A 24,103-nucleotide genomic window follows, 5' to 3' on the forward strand; every position below is an offset into this window, starting at 1 on the left:
TTTTTAGTAACGCCTTTTTTTTATATCTTGTACACACAAAACAACTAAACTATTATAACACAACAACATGCCAAAAGACAATTCAATTAAATCGGTATTAATTATTGGGTCTGGACCAATCGTAATTGGTCAAGCTTGTGAATTTGATTATGCGGGTTCACAATCGGCACGCTCATTACGAGAAGAAGGTATTGAAGTGATTTTGATTAACTCAAATCCAGCAACTATCATGACTGACCCTTCTATGGCCGATCATGTTTATTTACTTCCATTAACTACTAAATCCATTATCGAAATTCTCAAAAAACACCCCAATATTGATGCTGTTTTGCCTACAATGGGAGGTCAAACAGCTCTTAATTTGTGTTTGGAAGCCGATGAAAAAGGTATCTGGGCCGATTTTGGAGTTCGATTGATAGGTGTAGATATTAATGCTATAAATATAACAGAAGACCGAGAGCAGTTTAAACAATTACTAGAACGCATTGGCGTGGGTGCGGCACCTGCCAAAACAGCAACTTCTTTTTTAAAAGGAAAAGAAATTGCTCAAGAATTTGGATTTCCATTAGTAATCAGACCTTCGTTTACTTTAGGAGGTACCGGAGCCGCTTTTGTACATCACAAAGAGGATTTTGATGAATTGCTTACCCGTGGTCTTGAAGCATCACCCATTCACGAAGTATTGATTGATAAAGCTTTACTAGGCTGGAAGGAGTATGAATTGGAATTGCTACGCGATAAAAATGATAATGTTGTTATCATTTGCTCTATTGAAAATATGGACCCTATGGGAATTCATACTGGGGATAGTATTACAGTAGCTCCTGCGATGACTTTATCGGATACCACTTTTCAAAAAATGAGAGATATGGCTATCTTGATGATGCGTAGTATTGGGAATTTTGCGGGAGGTTGTAACGTACAATTCGCTGTTTCTCCAGATGAAAAAGAGGATATAGTAGCTATTGAAATTAATCCGAGAGTTTCACGTTCCTCTGCCTTGGCTTCAAAAGCCACCGGTTATCCCATTGCTAAAATTGCAACAAAGTTGGCATTAGGATACCATTTGGATGAGTTACAAAACCAGATTACAAAGTCAACTTCGGCATTGTTTGAACCTACACTTGATTATGTAATTGTAAAAATTCCCAGATGGAACTTTGATAAATTTGAGGGAGCAGATCGAACTCTGGGACTTCAAATGAAGTCTGTTGGAGAAGTTATGGGAATAGGTCGTTCTTTCCAGGAGGCTCTTCACAAAGCCACACAATCGTTGGAAATTAAACGAAATGGTCTTGGTGCAGATGGGAAAGGTTACAAAAACTACGAACAGATTATAGATAAATTAACACATGCCAGCTGGGATCGTGTTTTTGTGATTTATGATGCGATACAAATGGGAATTCCTTTGAGTCGTATTCATGAAATAACCAAAATTGATATGTGGTTCTTAAAGCAGTATGAAGAACTTCATCTTCTTGAAAAAGAAATTTCCAAATATTCTATAGATACCATACCCAAAGAATTGTTGTTGGAAGCCAAGCAAAAGGGATTTGCAGATAGACAAATTGCACATATGATTCGTTGTTTGGAGAGCCAGGTTCACAAAAAACGTGAAGAACTTTCAATCAACAGGGTTTATAAATTAGTAGATACTTGTGCCGCTGAGTTCAAAGCCCAAACCCCTTATTATTATTCTACTTTTGAAGCCGAAATTGAAACACCCCTAGGAGAACGCTATGTTCAAAATGAAAGTGTAGTTTCGGATAGAAAAAAGGTGATTGTTTTGGGTTCCGGTCCAAACCGAATAGGACAAGGTATTGAGTTTGATTATTCTTGTGTGCATGGTGTTTTGGCAGCTAAAGAATGTGGTTATGAAACGATTATGATTAATTGCAATCCGGAGACCGTTTCTACCGATTTTGATACCGCTGATAAATTGTATTTTGAACCGGTTTTCTGGGAACATATTTATGATATAATTCAACATGAAAAACCGGAAGGGGTTATCGTTCAATTAGGAGGACAAACCGCTTTAAAATTAGCCGAAAAATTAGATCGATACGGAATTAAAATATTAGGAACCAGTTTTGATGCTTTAGATTTAGCTGAAGATAGAGGTCGTTTTTCAGAATTATTAGCAGAGTTGAAAATTCCTTATCCTAAATTTGGAGTTGCAGAAAATGCCGACCAAGCTTCTGCATTGGCCGATGTTTTAGATTTTCCCTTACTGGTTAGACCTTCGTATGTATTAGGTGGGCAAGGCATGAAAATCGTAATCAATAAGCAAGAATTAGAGGAACATGTAATTGATTTATTGAAAAATATTCCCGGAAATAAATTGCTTTTAGATCATTATTTAGACGGTGCTATTGAAGCCGAAGCAGATGCTATATGTGATGGCGAAAACGTATACATCATTGGGATTATGGAGCATATTGAACCGTGTGGAGTACATTCCGGTGACAGTAATGCTACTTTACCCCCTTTTAATTTGGGTGAGTTTGTAATGCAACAAATAAAAGAGCACACCCAAAAAATTGCTTTAGCTCTTAAAACTGTAGGTTTAATTAACATTCAGTTTGCCATTAAAGACGATATTGTTTACATCATAGAAGCCAATCCAAGAGCATCACGTACCGTCCCTTTTATTGCCAAAGCCTATGGTGAACCGTATGTAAATTATGCCACCAAAATCATGTTAGGAGAAAATAAAGTTACCGACTTTGTTTACCAGCCACAATTAAAAGGATATGCAATTAAGCAACCGGTTTTTTCTTTTAGTAAGTTTCATGGAGTCAATAAAAAATTAGGTCCAGAGATGAAGTCTACCGGCGAAAGCATTTTGTTTATTGACGATTTAAAAGATGATCAATTTTATGAGTTGTATTCCAGAAGAAAAATGTATTTGAGTAAATAAAATTAAAATTCATAATTTCAAACCCTAATCAAACCCTGATTAGGGTTTTTTCGTATACTATAGTATCGAGTGTTATAATACATGAAATACTTTGAATTGCATTAACAAAATTTTTGTAAATTTGATAACTAAATCTATAAAATGACAAAAATAATTCAAATTTTAATTTGTATTGCGGGTTTTAATTTTCATTTATTGGCACAAACCGATTTGATTCAAATGGTTCGTGTGAATGATTATGAAGGAGTGCAAAAAGCTGTAAAATTAAATCCCGATTTAGTCAATCAAAAAAGTAACGAAGGTTTTACTCCACTTATATTGGCTTCATATAGAGGGAATTTGGATATGGTGAAATTTTTATTAGATTCTGGTGCACAAGTTAATGTAGGAACTTCAATGGGTTCAGCTTTAATGGCTGCAACTGTTAAAGGACACTATGAAGTTGTCGCTTTATTACTCGAAAGGGAAGCCAATCCTGATTTGACCGATTCAGAGGGGACAACAGCTTTGATGTATGCAGTTCAATTTCGAAATGTAGCATTGACTAAATTGTTGCTTCTTAATAAGGCTTCTAAAACACTATTGGATTCCAAGGGGAAATCTGCATTTGAGTATGCTGTATTTACCGGAAATGAAGAAATTATTAACCTATTAAAATAAGATATGAAAAAAATTACTCTTTTAACTTTTATGTTTCTCATTCAACTGGGTTTTGCCCAAATCAAATCGACCGGTTTGCTTACAATGAATGAGAATTTGTCTGCTCAATTGGATTTAAATCAAGCCAATTCAACAGTTACTTTAACTTTAATCAATCCTGCAAATAGTTGGTTTGGATTGGGTTTTAGTACGAATACTTTAGTTTCCGGTGAAGGCATGCCTGCTTTGGTAGATTGTGTAGTAATGCGTTCTACAACAGATTTTAGCGACAGTAGGACTCGTTCTTCAGGAACCGGAAACCCTGATATTGATGCCTCTCAAGATTGGACTTTAGTGAGTAATACGGTGTCTGAGGGAATACGAACCGTTGTAGCAACTAGAGCGTTCAATACCGGTGATTCAAACGATGTGGTTTTTAATTTTAATGACACTTCTATTTCATTAATGTATGCAAGTCCCAATAGTGGTAATTATTCTCTGGTATATCATGGATCCGGAACCAATAGAGGTATTGTTAATGCTTCTCTAACATTATTGGGTGTTGATGATTTTACATTAAATAGTCTTCAAGTTTATCCAAATCCATCCAGTGGATTACTTTTTCTTAAAACTAAAGTTTCAATTGAAGAATTGAATTTGTATTCACAAACCGGTGCCTTTCTAAAAAGGCTGACTTTTGAAAATGAAACATCAGATACGGTAAGGATATCAAATTTGGCTACAGGTATTTACTTCTTAGAAATTAGGAGTTCTAACGAGAAAATATGGAAAAAAATAATTGTAAATTAACAAAAAAAAAGCGGTTCTTTTGAACCGCTTTTTTTTTACTGTTATTTATTTCTTGAAATATTTAAGTGGAACAATAAGCATTCCAAAACATTCTCCGTGATCTTTTCCGGTGTGTTTGTGATGCATTTTATGAGCTCTTCTTACCGCTTTGGCATAAATGTTATTCGCATTGCGAAACATTTTGAAACGTTGGTGGATAAAAATGTCGTGTACTAAAAAATAGGTTAATCCATAAGCAAATATTCCAAGTCCGATAGCTAATCCTAAACTAAAGATGTCGTATCTCCATAAAAGAAAGAAACTAATACTAACCACGGCATAGAAAATAAAAAAAGCATCGTTTCTTTCAAACCAAGAATCATGGTCTTTTTTGTGATGGTCTGCATGCAAACTCCACAAAAAACCATGCATTACATATTTATGGGTAAACCAAGCCATAAATTCCATTAGAAAAAAAGTTAAGAAGAAAACCAAAATATGAATCCAAATCGACATAATTTAAATCGTTTTTAATCTATAATTAATATAACATTTTGCCAGTAGCCCTACTTTTTCATAATCGGGTACTCTGATACGTGTATTTTTTATTTCTAAAGAAGGTGTTTTTTTGAGTTTTGATAGTAATTTTTTGTAATAAACATAAGCAGTATAAACCCCAAATTTGGCTTCGAGAGGTAATTTTTGAATTCCTTCAAATCCAGCTTCAAAATCGGCTTCAATTTCTTCTATGATTTGAACTTTAGAAGCTTCATCCAATTGATTTAAGTCGGTATTAGGGAAATAGGTTCTGTTTAATTCTTCAAAGTCGGCTTTTAAATCTCTTAAAAAATTTACTTTCTGAAAAGCCGAGCCCAATCTCATGGCACTGGTTTTCAAATTATCATATTGTTCTTTATTACCATTTACAAAAACAGTCAAACACATTAAACCCACAACATCGGCAGAACCATAAATATAATCTTGGTACTCTTGGGTGGTGGTGTAGGTTTTTTTGGTTAGATCTAATTTCATGCTTTTCATAAATGCATCTATTAAATCTTTGGAAATATTATATTTGTATACGGTATTTTGAAAAGCATTCAAAACTGGATTTAGACTTATTTTGTGGTCTAAAGCCGCTTGAAGGTCATCTTCAAAAAGTGAAAAAAGTTGTTCTTTATTATAGTCATGAAAAGTATCTACAATTTCATCTGCTAGTCTAACAAATCCGTATATATTGTAAATGTCCTGGCGAATTTTGGGAGCCAGCATTTTTACGGCAGAGGAAAAAGAAGTGCTGTAAGCCTTTGTTACATTTTTACTGCATTCAAATGAAATTTGGTCAAAAATAGATTTCATAGGTGTAAAATTTTTATCAATTCTAGGAATACTTACTTATCAATTCCGAAACTAATTTTCCAGAAATTAGTGAGGGAGGTACACCCGGTCCCGGCACAGTTAATTGACCTGTAAAGTATAAGTTTTTTACTTTTTTACTTCTTAATTTAGGCCTTAAAAATGCAGTTTGTAACAAGGTGTTTGCCATTCCATATGCATTGCCTTTATAAGAATTGTATTCTTTAATAAAATCGTTGACACAAAAAGACTCTCTAAAGATAATATAATTTTTGACATCTTGTTTTGTAATTTTTTCAAAACGCTCTATAATCAAATTGAAATAGGTATTTCTTAGCTCTTCTGTATCTTCTAATCCGGGAGCTAAAGGAATAAGAAATATACCGGCTTCATTTCCTGAGGGGGCAGCACTTTCATCTGTTTTTGATGGAAAACTTGCATAAAACAAGGGTTCTTCGGGCCATTTGGGATGGTCATAAATGTCTTTGGCATGCTTGTCAAAAGGGACATCAAAAAATAGCGAATGGTGCTCAACATTCTGAAGTTTTTTGCTAAAGCCCACATAGAACAATAAAGACGATGGGGCAAATGTTTTTTGATTCCAATATTTTTCTGAATAGGCTCGGTATTCAGGTTTTAATAAAGTTTCGGTATGATGGTAATCGGCTCCACTGAGAATAACATCTGCCAGTTTTGAAACGCCATTAACTTTGATTCCTACTGCCTTTTGATTTTGAACAATAATTTCTTCCACATTGGCATCGGTTTCTATTTGTACACCCAATTCATGAGCCAATTTTTCCATTGCAAGAATGACACTATACATACCGTTTTTAGGATGCCAAGTACCTAAGCCAAAATCGGCAAAATTCATAAAACTATAGAATGCCGGAGTATCAGATGGTTTGGCTCCTAAAAATAAAACCGGAAATTCTAAAATCTGAATTAATTTATCATTCTTAAATCGTTTTCGGACTTCCTTACTGATGTTGGAAAAAAACTGATTAATTTTTTTGGCCGATTTTATAGTGACCAATTCTAATGGTGATTCTCCGGGTCTGTAGACCAAGTCTAAAATAGCAATGTTGTAGTTGTCTTGTGCTTCTTTCATAAAAGCCTTTAAAACTGCTCCGCTACCGGGTTCAATAGACTCAAATGTTTTAGCAATCTCTTCCAAATTGTCTGCAATGGTGATAAAATCTTGTACACCAAAATAAACTTGATAAGCAGGTGAGAGTTTGATTAAATCGTAATAATCAGAGGGCTTTTTATTAAAGTCAGAAAAGAAACGTTCAAAAACATCGGGCATCCAATACCAGGTTGGTCCAATATCGAACACAAACCCCTCTTTTTTTAACTGTCTGGCTCTGCCTCCAATGGTTTTATTTTTTTCAAAAAGGGTTACTTGGTTACCGTCTTTAGCTAAGTAACATGCTGCGGCAAGTGCCGAAAAACCCGAACCTATTATGTGTATTTGTTTTTTCATATTGTTTAACAAATATAAACAAAAAGTTAAACAAAATGAGCTTTTAAGAAAAATTTATAGAAAATTTGATAATTCTTGTATAGACTTGAATATCTTAACTTTAGGGTGTGTATTGGGTTTGATAAATTCAGTTATTCTACCAATAGTCCAAAGTTCGTTTTCGGTTTGATCTAAAATCTCTTCATAAAAGGTTTTTAAATAATCGTTTATATCGTCTTTGGTTGGCTCTACAGTCATATATGAAACGTATACCACATTGTCAAAAAATCTATTTATATCCTTTAAACTAGATATAGGAACACTCTCGCCTAGGTAGATGCATTTATAGCCGTGAACTAAAACTTCATAATTTAAATACATCAATCCAAGTTCGTGTATTTCATTTAGAGGAAGAAAAAGAACAAAGATTTTATCATTTCGAGTAGGCTCAACAATTTGAACTTTCTCGGTATTAATTAGAAGCTTTTGTTTAATAAGATAGGAAATGAAATGTTCATGAGCCGGACTAATGGTGTCTGATTGCCATAAGAGGCCGATTTCATTCATCAAAGGGATGAATACATCGTAAAAAACTTCTCGAAATGATTTTTCGGTGAGTAAATTATTGTAGGTATTAAAAAATAAGGTTTGGTCAAAATTCATCATAGCCATTTTAAAAGCATTAATGGCATGATGTTTTACGCTTTTTTCATTGACAATTTCACGAACTAATTGGGCAATTTTTTCATTATTCAGCTTCGAAATCTTTGAAATTTTGTAGCCGTGATTGTGTAAAAGCGTAATGTTTAGTATTTTTTGTAGTGCTGCCAAGTCGTAAAACCGGATATTAGTATCCGTTCGCATGGGCTCCAATACATTGTATCTTTTTTCCCAAATGCGAATGGTGTGTGCTTTAATACCCGTTAGGTTTTCAAGATCTTTGATGCTGAAAACATTTTTTACACTGTTCATTATTTTTTGTTATTTGTTAAACAAAATTACAACTTTTAGTGAGATACACTATTTTTTTGGCATTATTTTTTGAATTAAAAAGGTGAAATGTAGTAACTGTAAGAGAAATGATATAAAAAATGAATTCAATAATTGTAGAAATAAAAAAAACAAGCCTTGTAAATGCTTGTTTTTGTATCGTGACCACGATCAGATTCGAACTGACACGTCTTGCGACACCACCCCCTCAAGATGGCGAGTCTACCAATTTCTCCACGTGGCCTTAAAAAAAGTAAAGACGTTGCATCGCAACGTCTCTTTGTGACCCGACTGGGGCTCGAACCCAGGACCCCAACATTAAAAGTGTTGTGCTCTACCAACTGAGCTATCGAGTCATAGCATTAAGAAGTGAAAAAAATTGTGACCCGACTGGGGCTCGAACCCAGGACCCCAACATTAAAAGTGTTGTGCTCTACCAACTGAGCTATCGAGTCATAGCATTAAGAAGTGAAAAAAATTGTGACCCGACTGGGGCTCGAACCCAGGACCCCAACATTAAAAGTGTTGTGCTCTACCAACTGAGCTATCGAGTCAATAATCAATTTCTTGAATGCGGGTGCAAATATACGGCCTTATTATTTATTTTTCAAAGCAATTTTATCTTAAATTTGTAATTTAATAATAATCTTTCTTAATCCCTTAAAATACAGGGAATTATTACTATGAAAAAAATCATTTTGCTAGGATATATGGGTTCAGGGAAGTCAACAATAGGGAAAAAATTGGCCGAAGTGCACCAATTAGAGCATCGTGATTTGGATGAAATCATTGAAAAAAAGGAAGGCAATTCCATTTCTGAGATTTTCAGTCAAAGAGGGGAGCTGTATTTTAGAAAGCAAGAACATCTTTATTTTAAAGAACAATTAGATTCTTCCGAGCGTTTTGTGTTGAGCTTAGGAGGCGGAACACCTTGTTATGCTCAAAATCACCTTTTTCTTCAAAACGAAAATGTACTTTCAATCTATCTGAAAACCCCCATTGAAACCATAGTAAAACGTATACAAAATTCAGCTCACATCAGACCTTTACTCCAAAACAAAAACACAGAAGAACTTTCAGAATATGTAGCGATGCATTTGTTTGACAGAAGTTTTTTTTACCATCAAGCTCATCATGTTGTAAATACTGATGGGAAATCGGTTGATCAATTGGTTGCCGAAATTGGTTCTTATTTTGATAAATAAGCAAAACTTGTATGGTTTTCAAATACCACTTGAACGTGTTCAAAATGGGATGTTGATAAAGAAATCCCTTTGAAGTCGACTTTTACCGGGTATTTTTTGTGATTGCGATCAACCAGTACAGCCGTTTTGAATTTTTTCAATGGAACATCTAAAAAGTGTTTAACCCCATATATCAAAGTGGTACCCGAATTGAGGACATCATCTACCAATACTACGCCTTTATTTTCATATTGGTTTGAGGTTAAACTAGTTTTTATGGGGCCAAAAGGGTTCTGTTTGTTTAATTGTACCTCGCATAACAATACTTTAATTGGGGCAATTTTTTCAAGTTCAGCGGTTATTTTTTGGGCTAAAATGAAACCATTAGAGGCTATACCAGCTATAACAATTTCATCTTCATTCACAAAGGTTTCGTATATTTGATAAGCAATTCGTTTGATTTTTTGTTGAATTTCGGTGTGAGTTAAGATAATGCTCTGTTCCATAAGGATTATTTTTTCTCAAAGATAAAAAAGAGTTCTTTGTTTTCTCTTGGTAAAATGGAATTATATGCGGTTTCAAGTTTTTTAATTGTAAAAAAAGGCTCAAATAATGCTTTATATTCGCCAGAACTTCCTCCAAATGGTGGGCCTACCTCTGTAAGTGGAAATTGAAAAAGAAGTCCGGCTAATTTACCTTTTGAGTTGAGAAGTTTATGCATTCTTTCAGCATACAAAGAACGAAGTTTAGGGTCTAATGCACAAAAAAAGGTTTGTTCCAGTATTAAATCAAACTTTGTATCAGGTGAAAAATCAAAAAAATTGATTTGTAAAAGGTGTTCTTTGGGAAATTGAGGCAATCGTTTTGCAATGGCATTCAATGGGGCAGAGGCATAATCTATTACCCAAATGTTTGTAAATCCGTTTGCAAATAAATAATCAACTTCATAACCATTGCCGGCACCGGGAATCAAAATCCGAATTTGCTTATTTTCAATTTGGTCGCAATATTCTTTGAGAGGTAAAGTTATGGTGCCCACATCCCATGAAGTAGTTCCCTCTTCATATCTTTTTTCCCAATATTCTTTACTCAGCATTGCCATAATCTTGATCGGTATAATTTTCGATATCTCTGCGGTCTTTTTTTGTGGGTCTTCCTTCTCCGGTTTTTCGGTAGTGTTCTTTTGATAATTTCAAAAGTTCTAAATGTGCAAAAACTTCCGGAGGGGTTTCATCTTTACGATAGATATCTACTAATTTGGCTCCCACTCTGTTTTGAGGTATATCAAGGACACTAATTTTATACGTAATTTGATCTTTTCTAAAGGTTATGGTATCCGAAGGAAAGACTTCTTTGGATGGTTTGGCAATTTGACCATTTACTGTAACGTGATTTTTTTTGCACAACTCAGTAACCATATTTCGGGTTTTGAAATATCGGACACACCATAAATATTTATCGACTCTCATTTAATTTAGAAAACTTCGTTAATTTGTTGTACAAAAATAAATCAAAATTGTATCTTGCGGCACCTTATTTGAATCAAGTTTTAAATAAGTTTCCAATTTTTGAAATGTATTCTAATTTGAAGATGATGCCAAACCAACTTAAAACGCTTTTCAGTTTCACAGCTGTATTGTTACTATTTGTTTCGTGTAAAAAGGATGACGAAGGAGCAACTCGAACTCCACCCAGAGATAGAGCGGAGCAATATGCCACAGACCAAGGTTTGATAGAAGAGTATTTGAAAAATAATTACATGACTGTTAATGCCAATATGGATGTTACAGTAACCGAAATTCCAAATGGTGGAACACAAACTTCTATTTGGGATCAAACCGAATATCCTTTGCAATATATTGTTGTTAAAAATGATACTCGTGTTAGTTTGAGAACAGATGGACGTATTAACGATCCGGTAGAATACAAATTGTATTATATTTTATTGAATGAAGGAGGTGGTCAAAGGCCTACTACGATAGACTCTACACACGTGAGTTACAGAGGATGGAATTTTGATAATGAAGAGTTTGACCGAACTTCTACTCCGGTTTGGACTTCTTTTCCAAGTGATATTCAGTTTATATCGGGATTCAGACAAATCTTACCTCTTATGAAAACGGCAGAGAATACAACTGTTAATACAGATGGTACGGTAAACTATTCAAACTTTGGAAACCTTGTAGTTTTTATTCCTTCCGGATTAGCTTATTATGAAAGTTCACGTAGTACTCTTATTCGTTCTTACTCTAATTTGGTATTCCAAATACAGTTGAAAAATTTGCGTTACAATGATCACGACAGAGATAAAATTTTATCTAAAGATGAATTGTACGGCACTCAAACGGATTACTTTTTACAAGATACTGATGGTGATGGTATTCCGGATTTTTTGGATACCAACGATGATGGGGATTTGATATTAACCCGAAACGAATTGAAAATTCCAAATACCAATCCACAACAATATTACAGCTTTGATGCAATTCCGGATTGTTCCGGGAATACAACAAATCCGAATCGTTTGAAAAAGCATTTGGATCCCAGTTGCAATTAAAAAAATCCCGATTCATTGAATCGGGATTTTTTTTGGATTTATTATTTACGAGCTATAACTTTTAGAGCTTTTTCAATAATCGTTTTGTGATTTAATTGGTATTTCTCCATTAATTGTTCCGGAGTACCACTTTCACCAAAACTATCGTTAACGGCCACAAATTCTTGAGGTTTTGGATTGTTTAAAGCTAAAGTTCTAGCTACGCTTTCACCTAAGCCACCAAGCATATTGTGTTCTTCTGCTGTAACCACACAACCGGTTTTTGCAACCGATTTTAAAATTGCCTCTTCATCCAAAGGCTTAATAGTGTGAATATTGATAACTTCAGCTGAAATGCCTTGTTCTTCCAATTTTTCTGCAGCTATCAATGCTTCCCAAACCAGATGACCTGTAGCTATTAGAGTAACATCGGTTCCTTCATTAAGAATAATGGCTTTGCCAATTACAAAAGGTTCATCGGCTGGAGTAAAATTGGGAACAACAGGTCTACCGAAGCGAAGATATGCCGGACCGTGATGATCTGCCAATGCTAAAGTTGCTGCTTTGGTTTGGTTGTAATCACAGGTGTTAATTACGGTCATACCGGGTAACATTTTCATCAATCCGATATCCTCTAAAATTTGATGGGTAGCACCGTCTTCACCTAATGTTAAACCTGCATGTGAAGCACAAATTTTTACATTTTTATCAGAGTAAGCTACAGATTGTCTAATTTGGTCGTAAACTCTACCGGTTGAGAAATTGGCAAATGTACCTGTAAAAGGAATTTTACCTCCTATAGTTAATCCGGCAGCAATTCCAATCATATTGGCTTCTGCGATGCCCACTTGAAAGAAACGTTCCGGGTGATTTTTTTTAAAATCGTCAAATTTTAAAGACCCTATCAAATCGGCACATAGGGCTACTACGTTTTCATTTTTTTGACCTAATTCGGTCATACCGGCTCCAAAACCAGAGCGGGTGTCTTTACTTCCTGTGTTGGTATATTTTTTCATTGTATTGTTTCAAAATGCATTAAAATGGAGTATGAACTTAAAGAATAAGCTCCATTTGATTTTTAGTAATCTCCTAAAGTTTCCGGATTTTGTTCTAAACCTCTGGCTAATTGCTCATCGTTTGGAGCTTTACCATGCCAAGCATGAGTATGCATCATAAAGTCAACCCCATGTCCCATAACGGTATGAAGTAGAACACAAACCGGTTTTCCTTTTCCGGTTTTGGCTTTTGCTTGGGCCATACCGTCCAAGATAGCTTCGATTGAATTTCCTGCTTTAATTTCGAGTACTTCCCAGTCAAAAGCTTCAAATTTGGCCTTTAAATTTCCAAGTGTTAAAACTTCATCGGTAGAGCCATCAATTTGTTGGCCGTTGTAATCGATAGTGGCAATTAAATTGTCAATTTTTTTGGCAGAGGCATACATTATTGCCTCCCAATTTTGACCTTCTTGTAATTCGCCATCCCCATGTAAGGAGTATACCAAATGAGAATCGTTATTTAGTTTTTTGGCATGTGCTGCCCCAATGGCTACAGATAAACCCTGACCCAGCGAACCGGAAGCCATACGCACTCCGGGAAGTCCTTCGTGTGTAGTAGGATGACCTTGCAGTCTGGAGTTTAGTTTTCGGAAAGTACTCAATTCCGAAATGGGAAAATAACCACTTCTTGCCAAAACACTATAAAATACGGGAGAAATGTGACCGTTGGAAAGGAAGAATAGATCTTCATTTTTCCCGTCCATATCAAATCCCTCATTACGGTGCATGATTTCTTGATATAAAGCTGTTAAAAATTCGGTACAGCCTAAAGAACCACCGGGATGTCCGGAGTTTACGGCATGAACCATGCGAAGAATGTCTCTTCTGACCTGTGTTGAAAAGTCGTTTAGTTGTTGTACGTTAGATTTCATTATGAATAATAGAAGTTAAACCTTGGCAAAGGTAATCAGATTATTGGACTTTTTCAGAAAAAGCCAATGTGGTTTTTTTAAAGTTTTCAAGTAGGCGTGTTGATAAGGAATGAAGGGGTGTATAAATATATCCTAAATAAGAAGTCATAAATTTTTATTCTTTTATCTTTGCTGCCTGTAAAATTATTTTATGAAGTTTGATTTATTGACAACCGACAGCCAATCTAAAGCAAGAGCCGGTTTGATTACTACCGATCACGGCGTGATTGAAACTCCTATTTTTATGCCTGTTGGTACTGTAGCTTCTGTAAAAGGAGTGCATCAAAGAGAATTAAAGCAGGATATTAATCCTGATATTATTTTAGGAAATACCTATCATTTATATTTAAGACCTCAAACCGCTATTTTAGAACAAGCCGGTGGTTTACACCAATTTATGAATTGGGACCGAAACATCCTTACCGATAGTGGCGGTTATCAAGTTTATTCTCTATCTTCTAACAGAAAAATTAAAGAAGAAGGGGTGAAATTTAAAAGTCATATAGATGGTTCCTACCATTTTTTCTCACCTGAGAGTGTGATGGAAATTCAACGATCTATTGGGGCAGATATTATCATGGCGTTTGATGAGTGTACTCCTTATCCTTGTGATTACAGATATGCCAAACGTTCTATGCATATGACACACCGTTGGTTAGACAGATGTATAGCTCATTTGGATAAAGTTCCTTTTAAATATGGATATGAACAAACTTTTTTTCCAATTGTTCAAGGAAGTACTTATAAGGATCTCAGACAAGAATCGGCTGAGTATATTGCTAATGCCGGTGCCCAAGGAAATGCAATTGGTGGATTGTCTGTTGGAGAACCGGCAGAAGAAATGTATGCTATGACAGAAGTTGTAACCGCCATTTTACCGCAAGACAAACCTCGGTATTTAATGGGGGTGGGGACACCCATAAATATTTTGGAAAATATAGCACTTGGTATAGACATGTTTGATTGTGTTATGCCTACTCGAAACGCCAGAAACGGGATGTTGTTTACTGCTCACGGAACATTGAATATCAAAAATAAAAAGTGGGAGAACGATTTTTCTCCCATTGACGAAATGGGTATTACCTTTGTAGATACCGAGTATACTAAAGCCTATTTGAGACATTTATTTGCAGCCAATGAATATTTGGGAAAACAAATAGCCACAATACATAATCTGGGATTTTACATGTGGTTGGTTCGTGAAGCCCGAAAACATATATTAGCCGGTGATTTTAGAGTTTGGAAAGATCAGATGGTTAAACAAATGAGTCAAAGATTATAATCTGATTTTGAATCAAAAGTAAAATTTTAAAAGTCTTATGCTGTAAAATGAAAATCATTGATAAATATTTGCTCAAGCGTTACATTTTTACTTTTGTAGTAATGTTGTTGTTATTTATCCCAATTGGGATTGTAATTGACGTTGCCGAAAAAATCAATAAAATTTTAGAAAGTAAAGTTCCTTTTTCGGCGGTTGCATTGTATTATCTTGATTTTACAATTTATTTTGCCAATTTACTTTTTCCTATTTTTCTCTTTTTATCAGTCATTTGGTTTACTTCAAAATTGGCCAACAATACCGAGATTATTGCAATTTTGAGCTCCGGTATTTCTTTCACCCGATTTTTAAGACCCTATTTCATAGGAGCCACTTTGGTGTCGCTTTTTGCTTTAATTATGGGTTTTTTCTTGGTGCCAAAAGCCAGTAAAGGGTTTAATGATTTCAGATATACTTATCTCAAAAACAACCAGGAAATTAGAGAAAATTCGAATGTTTTCAGACAAATCAGTGACGATGAGTTTATTTATGTGAGTAATTTTAATTCCTATTCAAAAACGGCTTTCAACTTTACCTTGGAAAAGTTTGACAAAGAACGATTGGTTTCCAAAATTACAGCCAATCGTTTAAAATGGAATGAAAAAGATAGCACCTATTCTATGTTTAATTATCAAAAACGAAAAGTAGGTGTGTTAGGAGATGTTATTGAGCGTTCAGAACGAAAAGATACAGTTTTTAGCTTTGATTTGGAAGATTTAACGCCTGTAATTTACATAGCCGAAACTTTGACTCTACCCGAATTGAATCGATTTATTGATAAAGAACGAGAGCGAGGCAATTCGAATATCAATACGTATTTGGTTGTTTTGTATAAAAAATACAGTTTGCCCGTTACGGCTTTTATTCTAACCATTATAGCTGTAGCGGTTTCTTCTATGAAAAGGCGAGGAGGTATGGGGGTCAATCTGGCTATTGGTATTGTACTTGCCTTTACGTACATATTTTTTGATAAGATTTTTGGCACCATGGCCGAAAAATCGAGTATTCCGCCACTGGTAGCCGTTTGGTTTCCAAACGTTGTATTTGGAATTTTAGCGATTTATTTATTAAGAAATGCCAAGCGATAATATCAAAAGTTATTTGCATTTACACCTCATTGTATTTATATGGGGATTCACGGCTATTTTGGGCGAGTTGATTTCATTGGATGCTTTACCTTTAGTTTGGTATCGTATGCTTTTAGCTGTAATTTTTATTTTGATTTTCATCTTAATTACTCGAAAAAAGGTAGCATTGCCCACCAAAACTTTGCTTTATTTTCTTTTTTTGGGTCTAATTATAGCCTTGCACTGGCTCACTTTTTTTAAAGCCATCAAAGTGTCCAATGTTTCTGTAACATTAGCTTGCCTTTCTACCGGGGCTTTTTTTACTTCATTTTTAGAACCTCTTTTTTTTAAACGAAAAATTATTGGGTATGAAGTTCTTTTTGGACTACTGGTGGTATGCGGACTCTACATTATCTTCAATTTTGAAGGGAACTATGTTTATGGAATCATTTTAGCTCTTACATCGGCCTTTTTATCGGCTTTGTTTTCTGTATTAAATGGAAAATTGGCTCAAAAGTATGACTCCACCGTAATTTCTTTTTATGAATTAATGGGAGGGGTTTTGTGTTTCTCCGTTTTTTTAGTCATTAGCGGGGGGTTTAGCTCTTCCTTTTTTACACTCTCGATGTCAGACTTCATTTATTTACTTATATTAAGTTCTGTATGTACGGCCTATGCTTTTATAGCATCGGTAAAGGTTATGAAATACATCAGTCCTTATACCGTAATGTTAACAATCAATTTGGAACCGGTTTATGGAATCATTTTAGCTCTAATTATTTTTGAAGAAAAAGAAAAGATGAGCACTCCTTTTTATTTTGGGGCTTTGTTGATTTTAATTACCGTGCTCTTAAATGGTGTGGTTAAGTTTTATTTATCGAAAAGGAAAAGTAAGTCAAACCCAATAGAGTTGTAAAAAAATAGAAGTAATCGTTTAAATTTACTTTAAGAAACGATTAAAAATTTTATCTTTGCTATTCAAACAAAACAAAAATAATCTAATCTATGGAGTATTTGGATTTTGAACTTCCCATCAAAGAATTGGAAGATCAATTGGATAAATGTCAAATAATTGGAGAAGAATCCAATGTTGATGTTACGGCAACTTGCAAACAAATTGAGAAAAAATTAGAAGAAACTAAGAAAAAAATATACAAGAATCTAACGGCTTGGCAGCGGGTTCAATTATCCAGACACCCCAGTCGCCCTTACACAATGGATCATGTAAGAGCTCTTTGTGGAGGAACATTTTTGGAATTATTTGGCGATAGAAATTTTAAAGACGACAAAGCCATGATTGGTGGTCTCGGAAAAATAGGAGGTCAGTCTTTTATGATTGTTGGTCAACAAAAAGGCTACAATACCAAAACCAGACAATACCGAAACTTTGGTATGGCCAATCCCGAAGGTTATCGCAAAGCTTTGCGTTTGATGAAAATGGCCGAAAAATTTGGCATTCCGGTTTTAACACTAATTGATACTCCCGGAGCTTATCCCGGTTTGGAAGCCGAAGAACGCGGACAAGGTGAAGCTATAGCCCGAAATATTTTGGAAATGATTCGTTTAAAAACACCTATCATTACGGTAATTGTTGGTGAAGGAGCTTCAGGTGGAGCATTAGGAATTGGAGTTGGAGATCGTGTTTATATGTTGGAAAATACGTGGTATTCTGTAATATCCCCCGAATCTTGTTCTTCAATCTTGTGGAGAAGTTGGGAATACAAAGAACAAGCTGCAGAAGCTTTGAAGCTAACTTCCTACGATATGAAAAAACAAAAATTAATTGATGAAATTATTCCGGAACCACTAGGGGGAGCTCATTATGACAGAGAAACCACTTTTAAAACCGTAGAGCAATATATTATCAAAGGGTTTAATGAATTAAAAGATTTATCAACAGAAGAATTAGTTGCCCAAAGGATGGATAAATACAGTAAAATGGGTGAGTTTAAAGAATAATTCTTACATAATTTTATTTTAATCCGAAGCCTTTACACTTCGGATTTTTTTTGTGTTATTAACAATTGAAGGAGAGTTGTCAACATCCTTTTATTAACAACTCAATGTCGCTTTTTTTTATATTTATGTTACTTTAGCCCTATGGAAAATTTGAGAAATATTAACCCCATTAAGGTAGATAAATCTACTCTTATCAGTTTGGAAAAAGGAAAGCTGCCACCACAAGCTCTTGACCTTGAAGAAGCGGTGTTGGGAGCCATGATGATTGATAAAAAAGGGGTTGATGAAGTAATTGATATTTTACAACCGGACGCCTTTTATAAAGAAGCTCACAAATATATTTTTGAAGCTATAGTGCAGTTGTTTACCGATACCCAACCGATTGACTTATTAACGGTTTCGGCACAATTAAAGAGAAATGGAAAATTAGAGTTGGTAGGAGGTGATTTTTATCTCATTCAACTTACTCAAAAAATTTCATCTTCGGCTCACATCGAGTTTCATTCTAGAATTATTTTACAAAAATTCATCCAACGTAGTTTAATTAAAATATCTTCAGAAATTATTGAAGAATCTTACGATGAAACAACCGATGTATTTGATTTATTAGACAAGGCCGAATCTAAATTATACGAAGTAACGCAGGGTAATATCAAAAGGAGTTCAGAAACGGCACAGAGCTTGGTTATTCAAGCCAAAAAAAGAATTGAAGAGATAGCCAATAAAGAGGGACTTAGCGGTGTAGCAACCGGATTTGAGAAACTAGATAAAGTTACTTCAGGTTGGCAACCCAGTGATTTAATTATTATTGCTGCCCGTCCCGGTATGGGTAAAACGGCCTTTGTGTTATCTATGGCACGAAACATGGCCATCGATTTTGCTCAACCGGTTGCCGTTTTCTCCCTGGAGATGTCATCCGTTCAGTTAATTACCCGTTTGATTTCTTCTGAAACCGGATTATCTTCAGAGAAACTTCGAACCGGAAAACTTGAAAAGCATGAGTGGGAACAATTGAGTGTAAAAGTTAAAAATTTGGAGAAAGCTCCACTTTATATTGACGATACTCCTTCGTTGTCTATTTTTGATTTGCGAGCCAAAGCCAGAAGGTTATCTTCTCAACACGGCATTAAGTTAATTATTGTAGATTATTTGCAATTAATGACAGCCGGTGGAGGGGGCAAAGGTGGAGGGAATAGAGAGCAAGAAATTTCGACTATTTCAAGAAATTTAAAAGCCTTAGCGAAAGAATTAAATATCCCTGTGATTGCACTTTCACAGCTATCACGTGCTGTTGAAACCCGGGGTTCCAGTAAAAGACCTTTGTTGTCCGATTTGCGTGAATCGGGAGCTATTGAGCAAGATGCCGATATCGTTTCGTTTATTTACCGTCCGGAATATTACAAAATAGACGAATGGGATGATGATGAACGCTCTCCAACAGAAGGTCAAGCCGAGTTTATTATTGCCAAACACAGAAATGGAGGATTGGAAAATATTCGACTGAAATTTATAGGTAGTTTAGGTAAGTTTGATAATTTGGATGATTACAGTAGTGGGTTTAGTGATTTACCCTCTCGTATGAATTCTGACGATACCCCATTTATAACCAAAAATTTACCTTCTCCCAATGAAGCATTCGGAAGCCATATGAATACAGATGAAGAAGATAGTGAAGTTCCCTTTTAATAGTAAATCCGCAGTAGCGGATTTTTTTATCATTTTCTTCACAAAAAATCAGTTATCTTTGATTTTACTTGATAGAAAACTGTACTTATGACTCTCAAAAAATTGGCCTACATTCTTATTTTCCTAGTCTATACTCAAGGAGCTTTAGCCGGTTTCCTTCTATTGCCTATGGATGAATCTACCCAACAAAATCATTTAAAAGCCTACGGAATAACATATTGGGCTTTGGATAAAGATTACAAAGCAAGTTGGTTATTAAATTACCGAGGAGGCTCCTTTTTATTACCTGATGCACCCGAAATTCGCAAGGAATGTCAAATTAGAGGTGTAAGTTTTGAGCCCTTATCCGAAGCTCAGGTTAATCAACTGATGGAAGAGATAAGCAGTCCTTCTCAAAATATGGAATCGGTAGTTTTGGAGAAAGCACCTAAAATAGCGGTTTATACTCCTCAAGGAAAAAAACCTTGGGATGACGCAGTAACATTAGTATTAACCTATGCAGAAATTCCGTTTAAAGCAGTTTATGATGAAGAGGTGCTTTCCGATCAGTTGTTACTCTACGATTGGCTTCATTTGCATCACGAAGATTTTTCGGGTCAATATGGAAAATTTTTTGGAGCTTACAGAAATGCTCCATGGTACATAGAACAAAAACGAGATGCTGAGGCTTTAGCGGCTAAATTGGGGTTTTCCAAAGTTTCGGATTCCAAATTAGCTGTTGCCAAAAAAATTAGAGATTTTGTTATAGGGGGTGGGTTTATGTTTGCTATGTGTTCTGCTACCGATAGTTTTGATATAGCTTTATCGGCTGAAGGAGTTGATATTTGTGAACCTATGTTTGATGGTGACGAAAGCGAACCCAATTATCAGTCAAAAATTGACTTTTCTAAAACGTTTGCCTTCAAAGATTTTATTTTAGAGCGTTCGCCAACGGTTTATGAGTTTTCGGATATTGATATGACTACAAAACGAAAAATGCCTATTGATAAAGATTATTTTACCTTGATGGAATATTCTGCCAAATGGGATCCTATTCCAACGATGCTTTGTCAGAATCATACGCAACTGGTAAAAGGATTTATGGGGCAAACGACAGCTTTTGATAGCGAAAGAATCAAATCTCACGTATTAGTAATGGGTGAAAATCGATATAACGGAGAGGCGAGATACATACATGGTACCAAAGGAAAGGGGATGTTTACATTTTTTGGGGGTCACGATCCGGAAGATTACCAGCATTTAGTAGGTGATGCTCCAACGGTTTTGGATTTACATCCCAACTCACCCGGATATCGTTTAATATTAAATAACGTTTTGTTTCCGGCAGCTAAAAAGAAGAAACAAAAAACCTAATACGATAAACGACTTTAATGAAATCCCAAAATCAAATTGAATTGATTTTGGGATTTTTAATTATAAATACTTCAGAAAGAAATAGCTGATTTAGCTTAAGCTTTCTTCATTTTCTTTATCTAAATATTCTTGTACAATATCAATGGCATTGGTTACCACATCACTTAAAGCGGTAATAAAAGTACCTTCATCTGCAATACTAATGGCATGTTTAATCGCTTCAATTTCTTTGGTAATGATTTCATAGGTCACCGGTCGATTTGCTTTTTGAATTCCTTCCAAGATTAAATCGATTATTTCTTGTTCGGTTCTTCCACGAAGGTGTTTTTCTTGTCTGATGATAATGTGGTCAAACATGCGAGCGGCAATCTCCGCACAATCTCTAATATCCTCATCTCTACGATCTCCAACCCCTGCAATGATTCCAATTTTGCGTGTAGCTTCAATATTGCTCAACAAGTCTTCTATAGCTGAATATCCGGCGGGATTGTGAGCAAAATCTATCATGACTTTGAATTTTTTAAATTCAAAAATGTTCATTCTTCCCGGAGTTTGTGCCACACTAGGAATAAAGGTTTGTAACGATAAGCTGATGTCATCCGTTTTAAAACCATACAAATAACTTGCAAGGGTGGCTGCTAATACATTTTGAATCATGAATTTAGCTTTTCCTCCAAGGGTCAATGGAATATGAAGAGCTTTTTCAACTCTTATTTTCCAATCTCCTTTTTTAATTGTTATGAACCCATTTTCATAAACCGCTACAATTTTTCCTTCTTTTGTTAATTTTTTTACCACAGGATTTTCCTCGTCCATAGCAAAATAGGCAATATTGCAACTTAAATCGTTGGCTATTTTCAAACATTGTTCATCTTCGGCATTTAAAATGGCCCAACCGTCTTTTTTTACACTTCTTACTACGACACTTTTAACACGGGCTAAATCATCTAATGTGTTGATGTCATTTAATCCCAAATGGTCTTCTCTAATATTGGTTATAATGGCTATATCGCATCGACTAAAGCCTAATCCGGCTCTCAAAATTCCACCTCTTGCTGTTTCTAAAACGGCAAATTCTACGGTAGGGTCTTTTAAAATGTACTCGGCACTCAAAGGACCTGTAGTATCTCCTTTTTCCAACATGTGATTTTGAACGTATATACCATCAGACGTGGTGAAGCCTACTCTGAATCCGTTATTTTTGACTATATGAGCCAAAAGACGTGTAGTAGTTGTTTTTCCATTGGTTCCGGTTATGGCTATAATAGGAATTCGACTGGGTTTACCGGGTGGATAGAGCATATCAATAACCGGAGCTGCTACATTGCGGGGTAAACCTTCAGAAGGGGCCAAGTGCATACGAAATCCGGGTGCTGCATTTACTTCTAAAATTACGCCTCCATTTTCTTTTAAGGGTTGTGTTAAATTTTCGGCCATAATATCTATTCCACATACATCCAGACCAATAACTCTGGAAATTCGCTCAGCCAAAAATATATTTTCGGGATGCATCATATCTGTAACATCTACTGAAGTTCCACCGGTACTTAGATTGGCTGTAGATTTTAAATATACAATTTCCTCTTTAGCGGGTATACTCTCTAAAGTATAGTTTAGTTTAGTCAGTAAATCTAAGGTGTCTCGGTCAACCGTGATTTCGGTTAACACATTTTCATGTCCATATCCTCTTCTAGGGTCTTGATTGGTGATATCGATAAGTTCTTGAATGGTGTTTTTGCCATTGCCAACAACATGAGCCGGAACCCGCTTGGCCGCAGCGACCAATTTGTTGTCTATTACCAAAACTCTAAAATCAAATCCGGTTATAAACTTTTCTACAATTACTCTTCTACTGTACTTTTTGGCGTGTTCCAAACCTTCTAATGCCTCTTCCCAAGTGGTCACATTTATGGAAGCTCCTTTACCGTGATTGCCATCTAGAGGTTTGATAACTATTGGATAGCCAATTTTTTTTATCGTATGTTCTAAATCTTCTGCGTCTACACAAATTGAACCACTGGCAACTGGAATGGAAGCCATTTCCAACATGCGTTTGGTTTCTTCTTTATTGCATGCAATATCAACGGCTATATTACTTGTTTTGCACGTTATAGTGGCTTGGAAACGCATTTGGTTAACTCCATAGCCTAATTGCACTAATGAGTTTGTGCCTAAGCGAATCCATGGAATATCTCTTGATACGGCTTCTTCAACAATACTTCCCGTTGATGGACCTAAACGAACTCTTTCTCTGATTTCTCTCATCTTTTGGATATCGGCTTCCAAATCATAGGGTGTGCCGGCTATTAGAGCTTCTGCAATACGAACGGCACTTTCTGCAGCAAATAGACCAACATTTTCTTCAACATAACTAAAAACCACATTGTAAACGCCGGGAGTTTTGGTTTCTCGGGTTCTTCCAAATCCGGTTTCCATTCCGGCTAAAGTTTGAATTTCTAATGCAATATGTTCAATTACGTGTCCCATCCATGTACCCCGTTCTATACGAATAAAGAATCCGCCTCTCACGCCTTCTGAACATCTGTGCTCTATCATGGTAGGGAATAAACTTTCAATTCGCTCTCTAAATCCTTCAATTTTATTGGTAGGAAACTGCTCCATTTCCTCCAAATCCAAACGCATTTGAATAAGTTTTTTTCGTTGTACACTCCAAATATTTGGGCCTCTAAGTGCTTGTATTTTTAAAATTTTCATAAGAATATTAAAATTGAGAAGGTTTTAAATTTTAATTGTTGATTTTGTTAAAAATAAGGATAATTTTTTTTAGATTTTGATTTTTTTTAGGTTTTTGAAAAAAAAGATTTACAATTTCGTGGGGTTTAGGTGGTTTTGTTGAATTTTTTAATTATAAACT

The 24,103-nt window shown here is 35.3% G+C and carries 21 protein-coding genes and 4 tRNA genes; 11 read left to right on the forward strand and 14 right to left on the reverse strand.

What is annotated here, in order from left to right:
- Nucleotides 1-67: 67 nt before the first annotated feature.
- The 3 genes from carB to V7M80_RS04935 all read left to right on the forward strand — a co-directional run bounded on the left by carB (nt 68) and on the right by V7M80_RS04935 (nt 4,369).
- Entirely contained in the window at nt 68-2,920 is a 2,853-nt protein-coding gene (gene carB / locus V7M80_RS04925; protein WP_333694462.1) for a carbamoyl-phosphate synthase large subunit, read from the forward strand.
- Nucleotides 2,921-3,061: 141 nt separating this feature from the next.
- Complete coding sequence (locus V7M80_RS04930) at nt 3,062-3,580, forward strand: ankyrin repeat domain-containing protein (RefSeq protein WP_333694464.1); 519 nt, start codon at nt 3,062-3,064, stop codon at nt 3,578-3,580.
- 3 nt (nt 3,581-3,583) lie between these two features.
- The gene (locus tag V7M80_RS04935) at nt 3,584-4,369 is read left to right on the forward strand and encodes a T9SS type A sorting domain-containing protein (RefSeq protein WP_333694466.1); all 786 of its coding nucleotides are present in this window, start codon (nt 3,584-3,586) and stop codon (nt 4,367-4,369) included.
- Nucleotides 4,370-4,414: 45 nt separating this feature from the next.
- On the opposite strand, the gene V7M80_RS04940 is transcribed toward V7M80_RS04935, so the two are convergent.
- The 8 genes from V7M80_RS04940 to V7M80_RS04975 all read right to left on the reverse strand — a co-directional run bounded on the left by V7M80_RS04940 (nt 4,415) and on the right by V7M80_RS04975 (nt 8,713).
- On the reverse strand, nt 4,415-4,864 hold the full coding sequence (locus tag V7M80_RS04940; protein ID WP_333694467.1) for a beta-carotene hydroxylase: 450 nt from the start codon (nt 4,862-4,864) through the stop codon (nt 4,415-4,417).
- A gap of 3 nt (nt 4,865-4,867) precedes the next feature.
- Nucleotides 4,868-5,707 carry a phytoene/squalene synthase family protein gene (locus tag V7M80_RS04945; RefSeq protein WP_333694468.1) on the reverse strand — a complete coding sequence of 280 codons (840 nt, stop codon included), beginning with the start codon at nt 5,705-5,707 and terminating at the stop codon, nt 4,868-4,870.
- Between the two features lie 22 nt (nt 5,708-5,729).
- Entirely contained in the window at nt 5,730-7,190 is a 1,461-nt protein-coding gene (locus V7M80_RS04950) for a phytoene desaturase family protein (RefSeq protein ID WP_333694469.1), read from the reverse strand.
- 54 nt (nt 7,191-7,244) lie between these two features.
- The gene (locus V7M80_RS04955) at nt 7,245-8,141 is read right to left on the reverse strand and encodes a MerR family transcriptional regulator (RefSeq protein ID WP_333694470.1); all 897 of its coding nucleotides are present in this window, start codon (nt 8,139-8,141) and stop codon (nt 7,245-7,247) included.
- Nucleotides 8,142-8,321: 180 nt separating this feature from the next.
- Nucleotides 8,322-8,403, reverse strand: a tRNA-Leu gene (locus V7M80_RS04960).
- 39 nt (nt 8,404-8,442) lie between these two features.
- Nucleotides 8,443-8,515 (reverse strand) — tRNA-Lys (locus tag V7M80_RS04965).
- Nucleotides 8,516-8,541: 26 nt separating this feature from the next.
- Nucleotides 8,542-8,614, reverse strand: a tRNA-Lys gene (locus V7M80_RS04970).
- Nucleotides 8,615-8,640: 26 nt separating this feature from the next.
- Nucleotides 8,641-8,713 (reverse strand) — tRNA-Lys (locus V7M80_RS04975).
- A gap of 129 nt (nt 8,714-8,842) precedes the next feature.
- On the opposite strand from V7M80_RS04975, the gene V7M80_RS04980 reads away from it, so the two are divergent.
- Nucleotides 8,843-9,364: a shikimate kinase gene (locus V7M80_RS04980; RefSeq protein ID WP_333694472.1), complete on the forward strand. Its 522-nt coding sequence runs from the start codon at nt 8,843-8,845 to the stop codon at nt 9,362-9,364.
- On the opposite strand, the gene V7M80_RS04985 is transcribed toward V7M80_RS04980, so the two are convergent.
- From V7M80_RS04985 to V7M80_RS04995, 3 genes are read right to left on the reverse strand one after another with little or no spacing between them, the layout of a single operon-like run.
- On the reverse strand, nt 9,349-9,849 hold the full coding sequence (locus tag V7M80_RS04985) for a phosphoribosyltransferase family protein (RefSeq protein ID WP_333694473.1): 501 nt from the start codon (nt 9,847-9,849) through the stop codon (nt 9,349-9,351). The genes V7M80_RS04980 and V7M80_RS04985 overlap by 16 nt on opposite strands.
- A 5-nt stretch (nt 9,850-9,854) precedes the next feature.
- A complete protein-coding gene (locus V7M80_RS04990; RefSeq protein ID WP_333694474.1) occupies nt 9,855-10,439 on the reverse strand; it encodes a methyltransferase in 585 nt (194 codons plus the stop codon).
- Nucleotides 10,429-10,812 (reverse strand): RNA-binding S4 domain-containing protein, encoded by a 384-nt coding sequence (locus V7M80_RS04995; protein WP_333694476.1) that lies wholly within the window; start codon nt 10,810-10,812, stop codon nt 10,429-10,431. Before V7M80_RS04995 ends, V7M80_RS04990 begins: the two co-directional genes overlap by 11 nt.
- Before the next feature lie 104 nt (nt 10,813-10,916).
- Between V7M80_RS04995 and V7M80_RS05000 the strand changes: the two genes are divergently transcribed.
- The gene (locus V7M80_RS05000) at nt 10,917-11,900 is read left to right on the forward strand and encodes an FKBP-type peptidyl-prolyl cis-trans isomerase (protein ID WP_333694477.1); all 984 of its coding nucleotides are present in this window, start codon (nt 10,917-10,919) and stop codon (nt 11,898-11,900) included.
- Between the two features lie 41 nt (nt 11,901-11,941).
- Here the strand turns inward: V7M80_RS05000 and V7M80_RS05005 are convergent, their stop codons facing one another.
- Both V7M80_RS05005 and V7M80_RS05010 read right to left on the reverse strand, forming a co-directional pair.
- Entirely contained in the window at nt 11,942-12,895 is a 954-nt protein-coding gene (locus tag V7M80_RS05005; protein ID WP_333694479.1) for a transketolase family protein, read from the reverse strand.
- Nucleotides 12,896-12,957: 62 nt separating this feature from the next.
- Nucleotides 12,958-13,806 (reverse strand): transketolase, encoded by an 849-nt coding sequence (locus tag V7M80_RS05010; protein WP_333694480.1) that lies wholly within the window; start codon nt 13,804-13,806, stop codon nt 12,958-12,960.
- A 190-nt stretch (nt 13,807-13,996) separates the two neighbouring features.
- On the opposite strand from V7M80_RS05010, the gene tgt reads away from it, so the two are divergent.
- From tgt to V7M80_RS05040, 6 genes are all read left to right on the forward strand, one after another.
- Nucleotides 13,997-15,127, forward strand: coding sequence for a tRNA guanosine(34) transglycosylase Tgt (gene tgt, locus V7M80_RS05015; protein WP_333694481.1), 1,131 nt, complete (start codon nt 13,997-13,999; stop codon nt 15,125-15,127).
- A gap of 47 nt (nt 15,128-15,174) precedes the next feature.
- A complete protein-coding gene (locus V7M80_RS05020) occupies nt 15,175-16,251 on the forward strand; it encodes an LptF/LptG family permease (protein WP_333694483.1) in 1,077 nt (358 codons plus the stop codon).
- The gene (locus V7M80_RS05025) at nt 16,238-17,146 is read left to right on the forward strand and encodes a DMT family transporter (protein ID WP_333694484.1); all 909 of its coding nucleotides are present in this window, start codon (nt 16,238-16,240) and stop codon (nt 17,144-17,146) included. Before V7M80_RS05020 ends, V7M80_RS05025 begins: the two co-directional genes overlap by 14 nt.
- Before the next feature lie 89 nt (nt 17,147-17,235).
- Nucleotides 17,236-18,189, forward strand: coding sequence for an acetyl-CoA carboxylase carboxyltransferase subunit alpha (locus V7M80_RS05030; RefSeq protein ID WP_333694485.1), 954 nt, complete (start codon nt 17,236-17,238; stop codon nt 18,187-18,189).
- Between the two features lie 141 nt (nt 18,190-18,330).
- Nucleotides 18,331-19,875, forward strand: a complete 1,545-nt coding sequence (dnaB, locus tag V7M80_RS05035) for a replicative DNA helicase (RefSeq protein WP_333694487.1) — start codon at nt 18,331-18,333, stop codon at nt 19,873-19,875.
- Between the two features lie 87 nt (nt 19,876-19,962).
- A complete protein-coding gene (locus V7M80_RS05040) occupies nt 19,963-21,228 on the forward strand; it encodes an asparagine synthetase B (protein ID WP_333694488.1) in 1,266 nt (421 codons plus the stop codon).
- Nucleotides 21,229-21,318: 90 nt separating this feature from the next.
- Here the strand turns inward: V7M80_RS05040 and cphA are convergent, their stop codons facing one another.
- Complete coding sequence (cphA, locus tag V7M80_RS05045; protein ID WP_333694490.1) at nt 21,319-23,943, reverse strand: cyanophycin synthetase; 2,625 nt, start codon at nt 23,941-23,943, stop codon at nt 21,319-21,321.
- Between the last annotated feature and the right edge of the window lie 160 nt (nt 23,944-24,103).

It is taken from the genome of Flavobacterium sp. (assembly GCF_036759525.1).
Lineage (GTDB): Bacteria > Bacteroidota > Bacteroidia > Flavobacteriales > Flavobacteriaceae > Flavobacterium.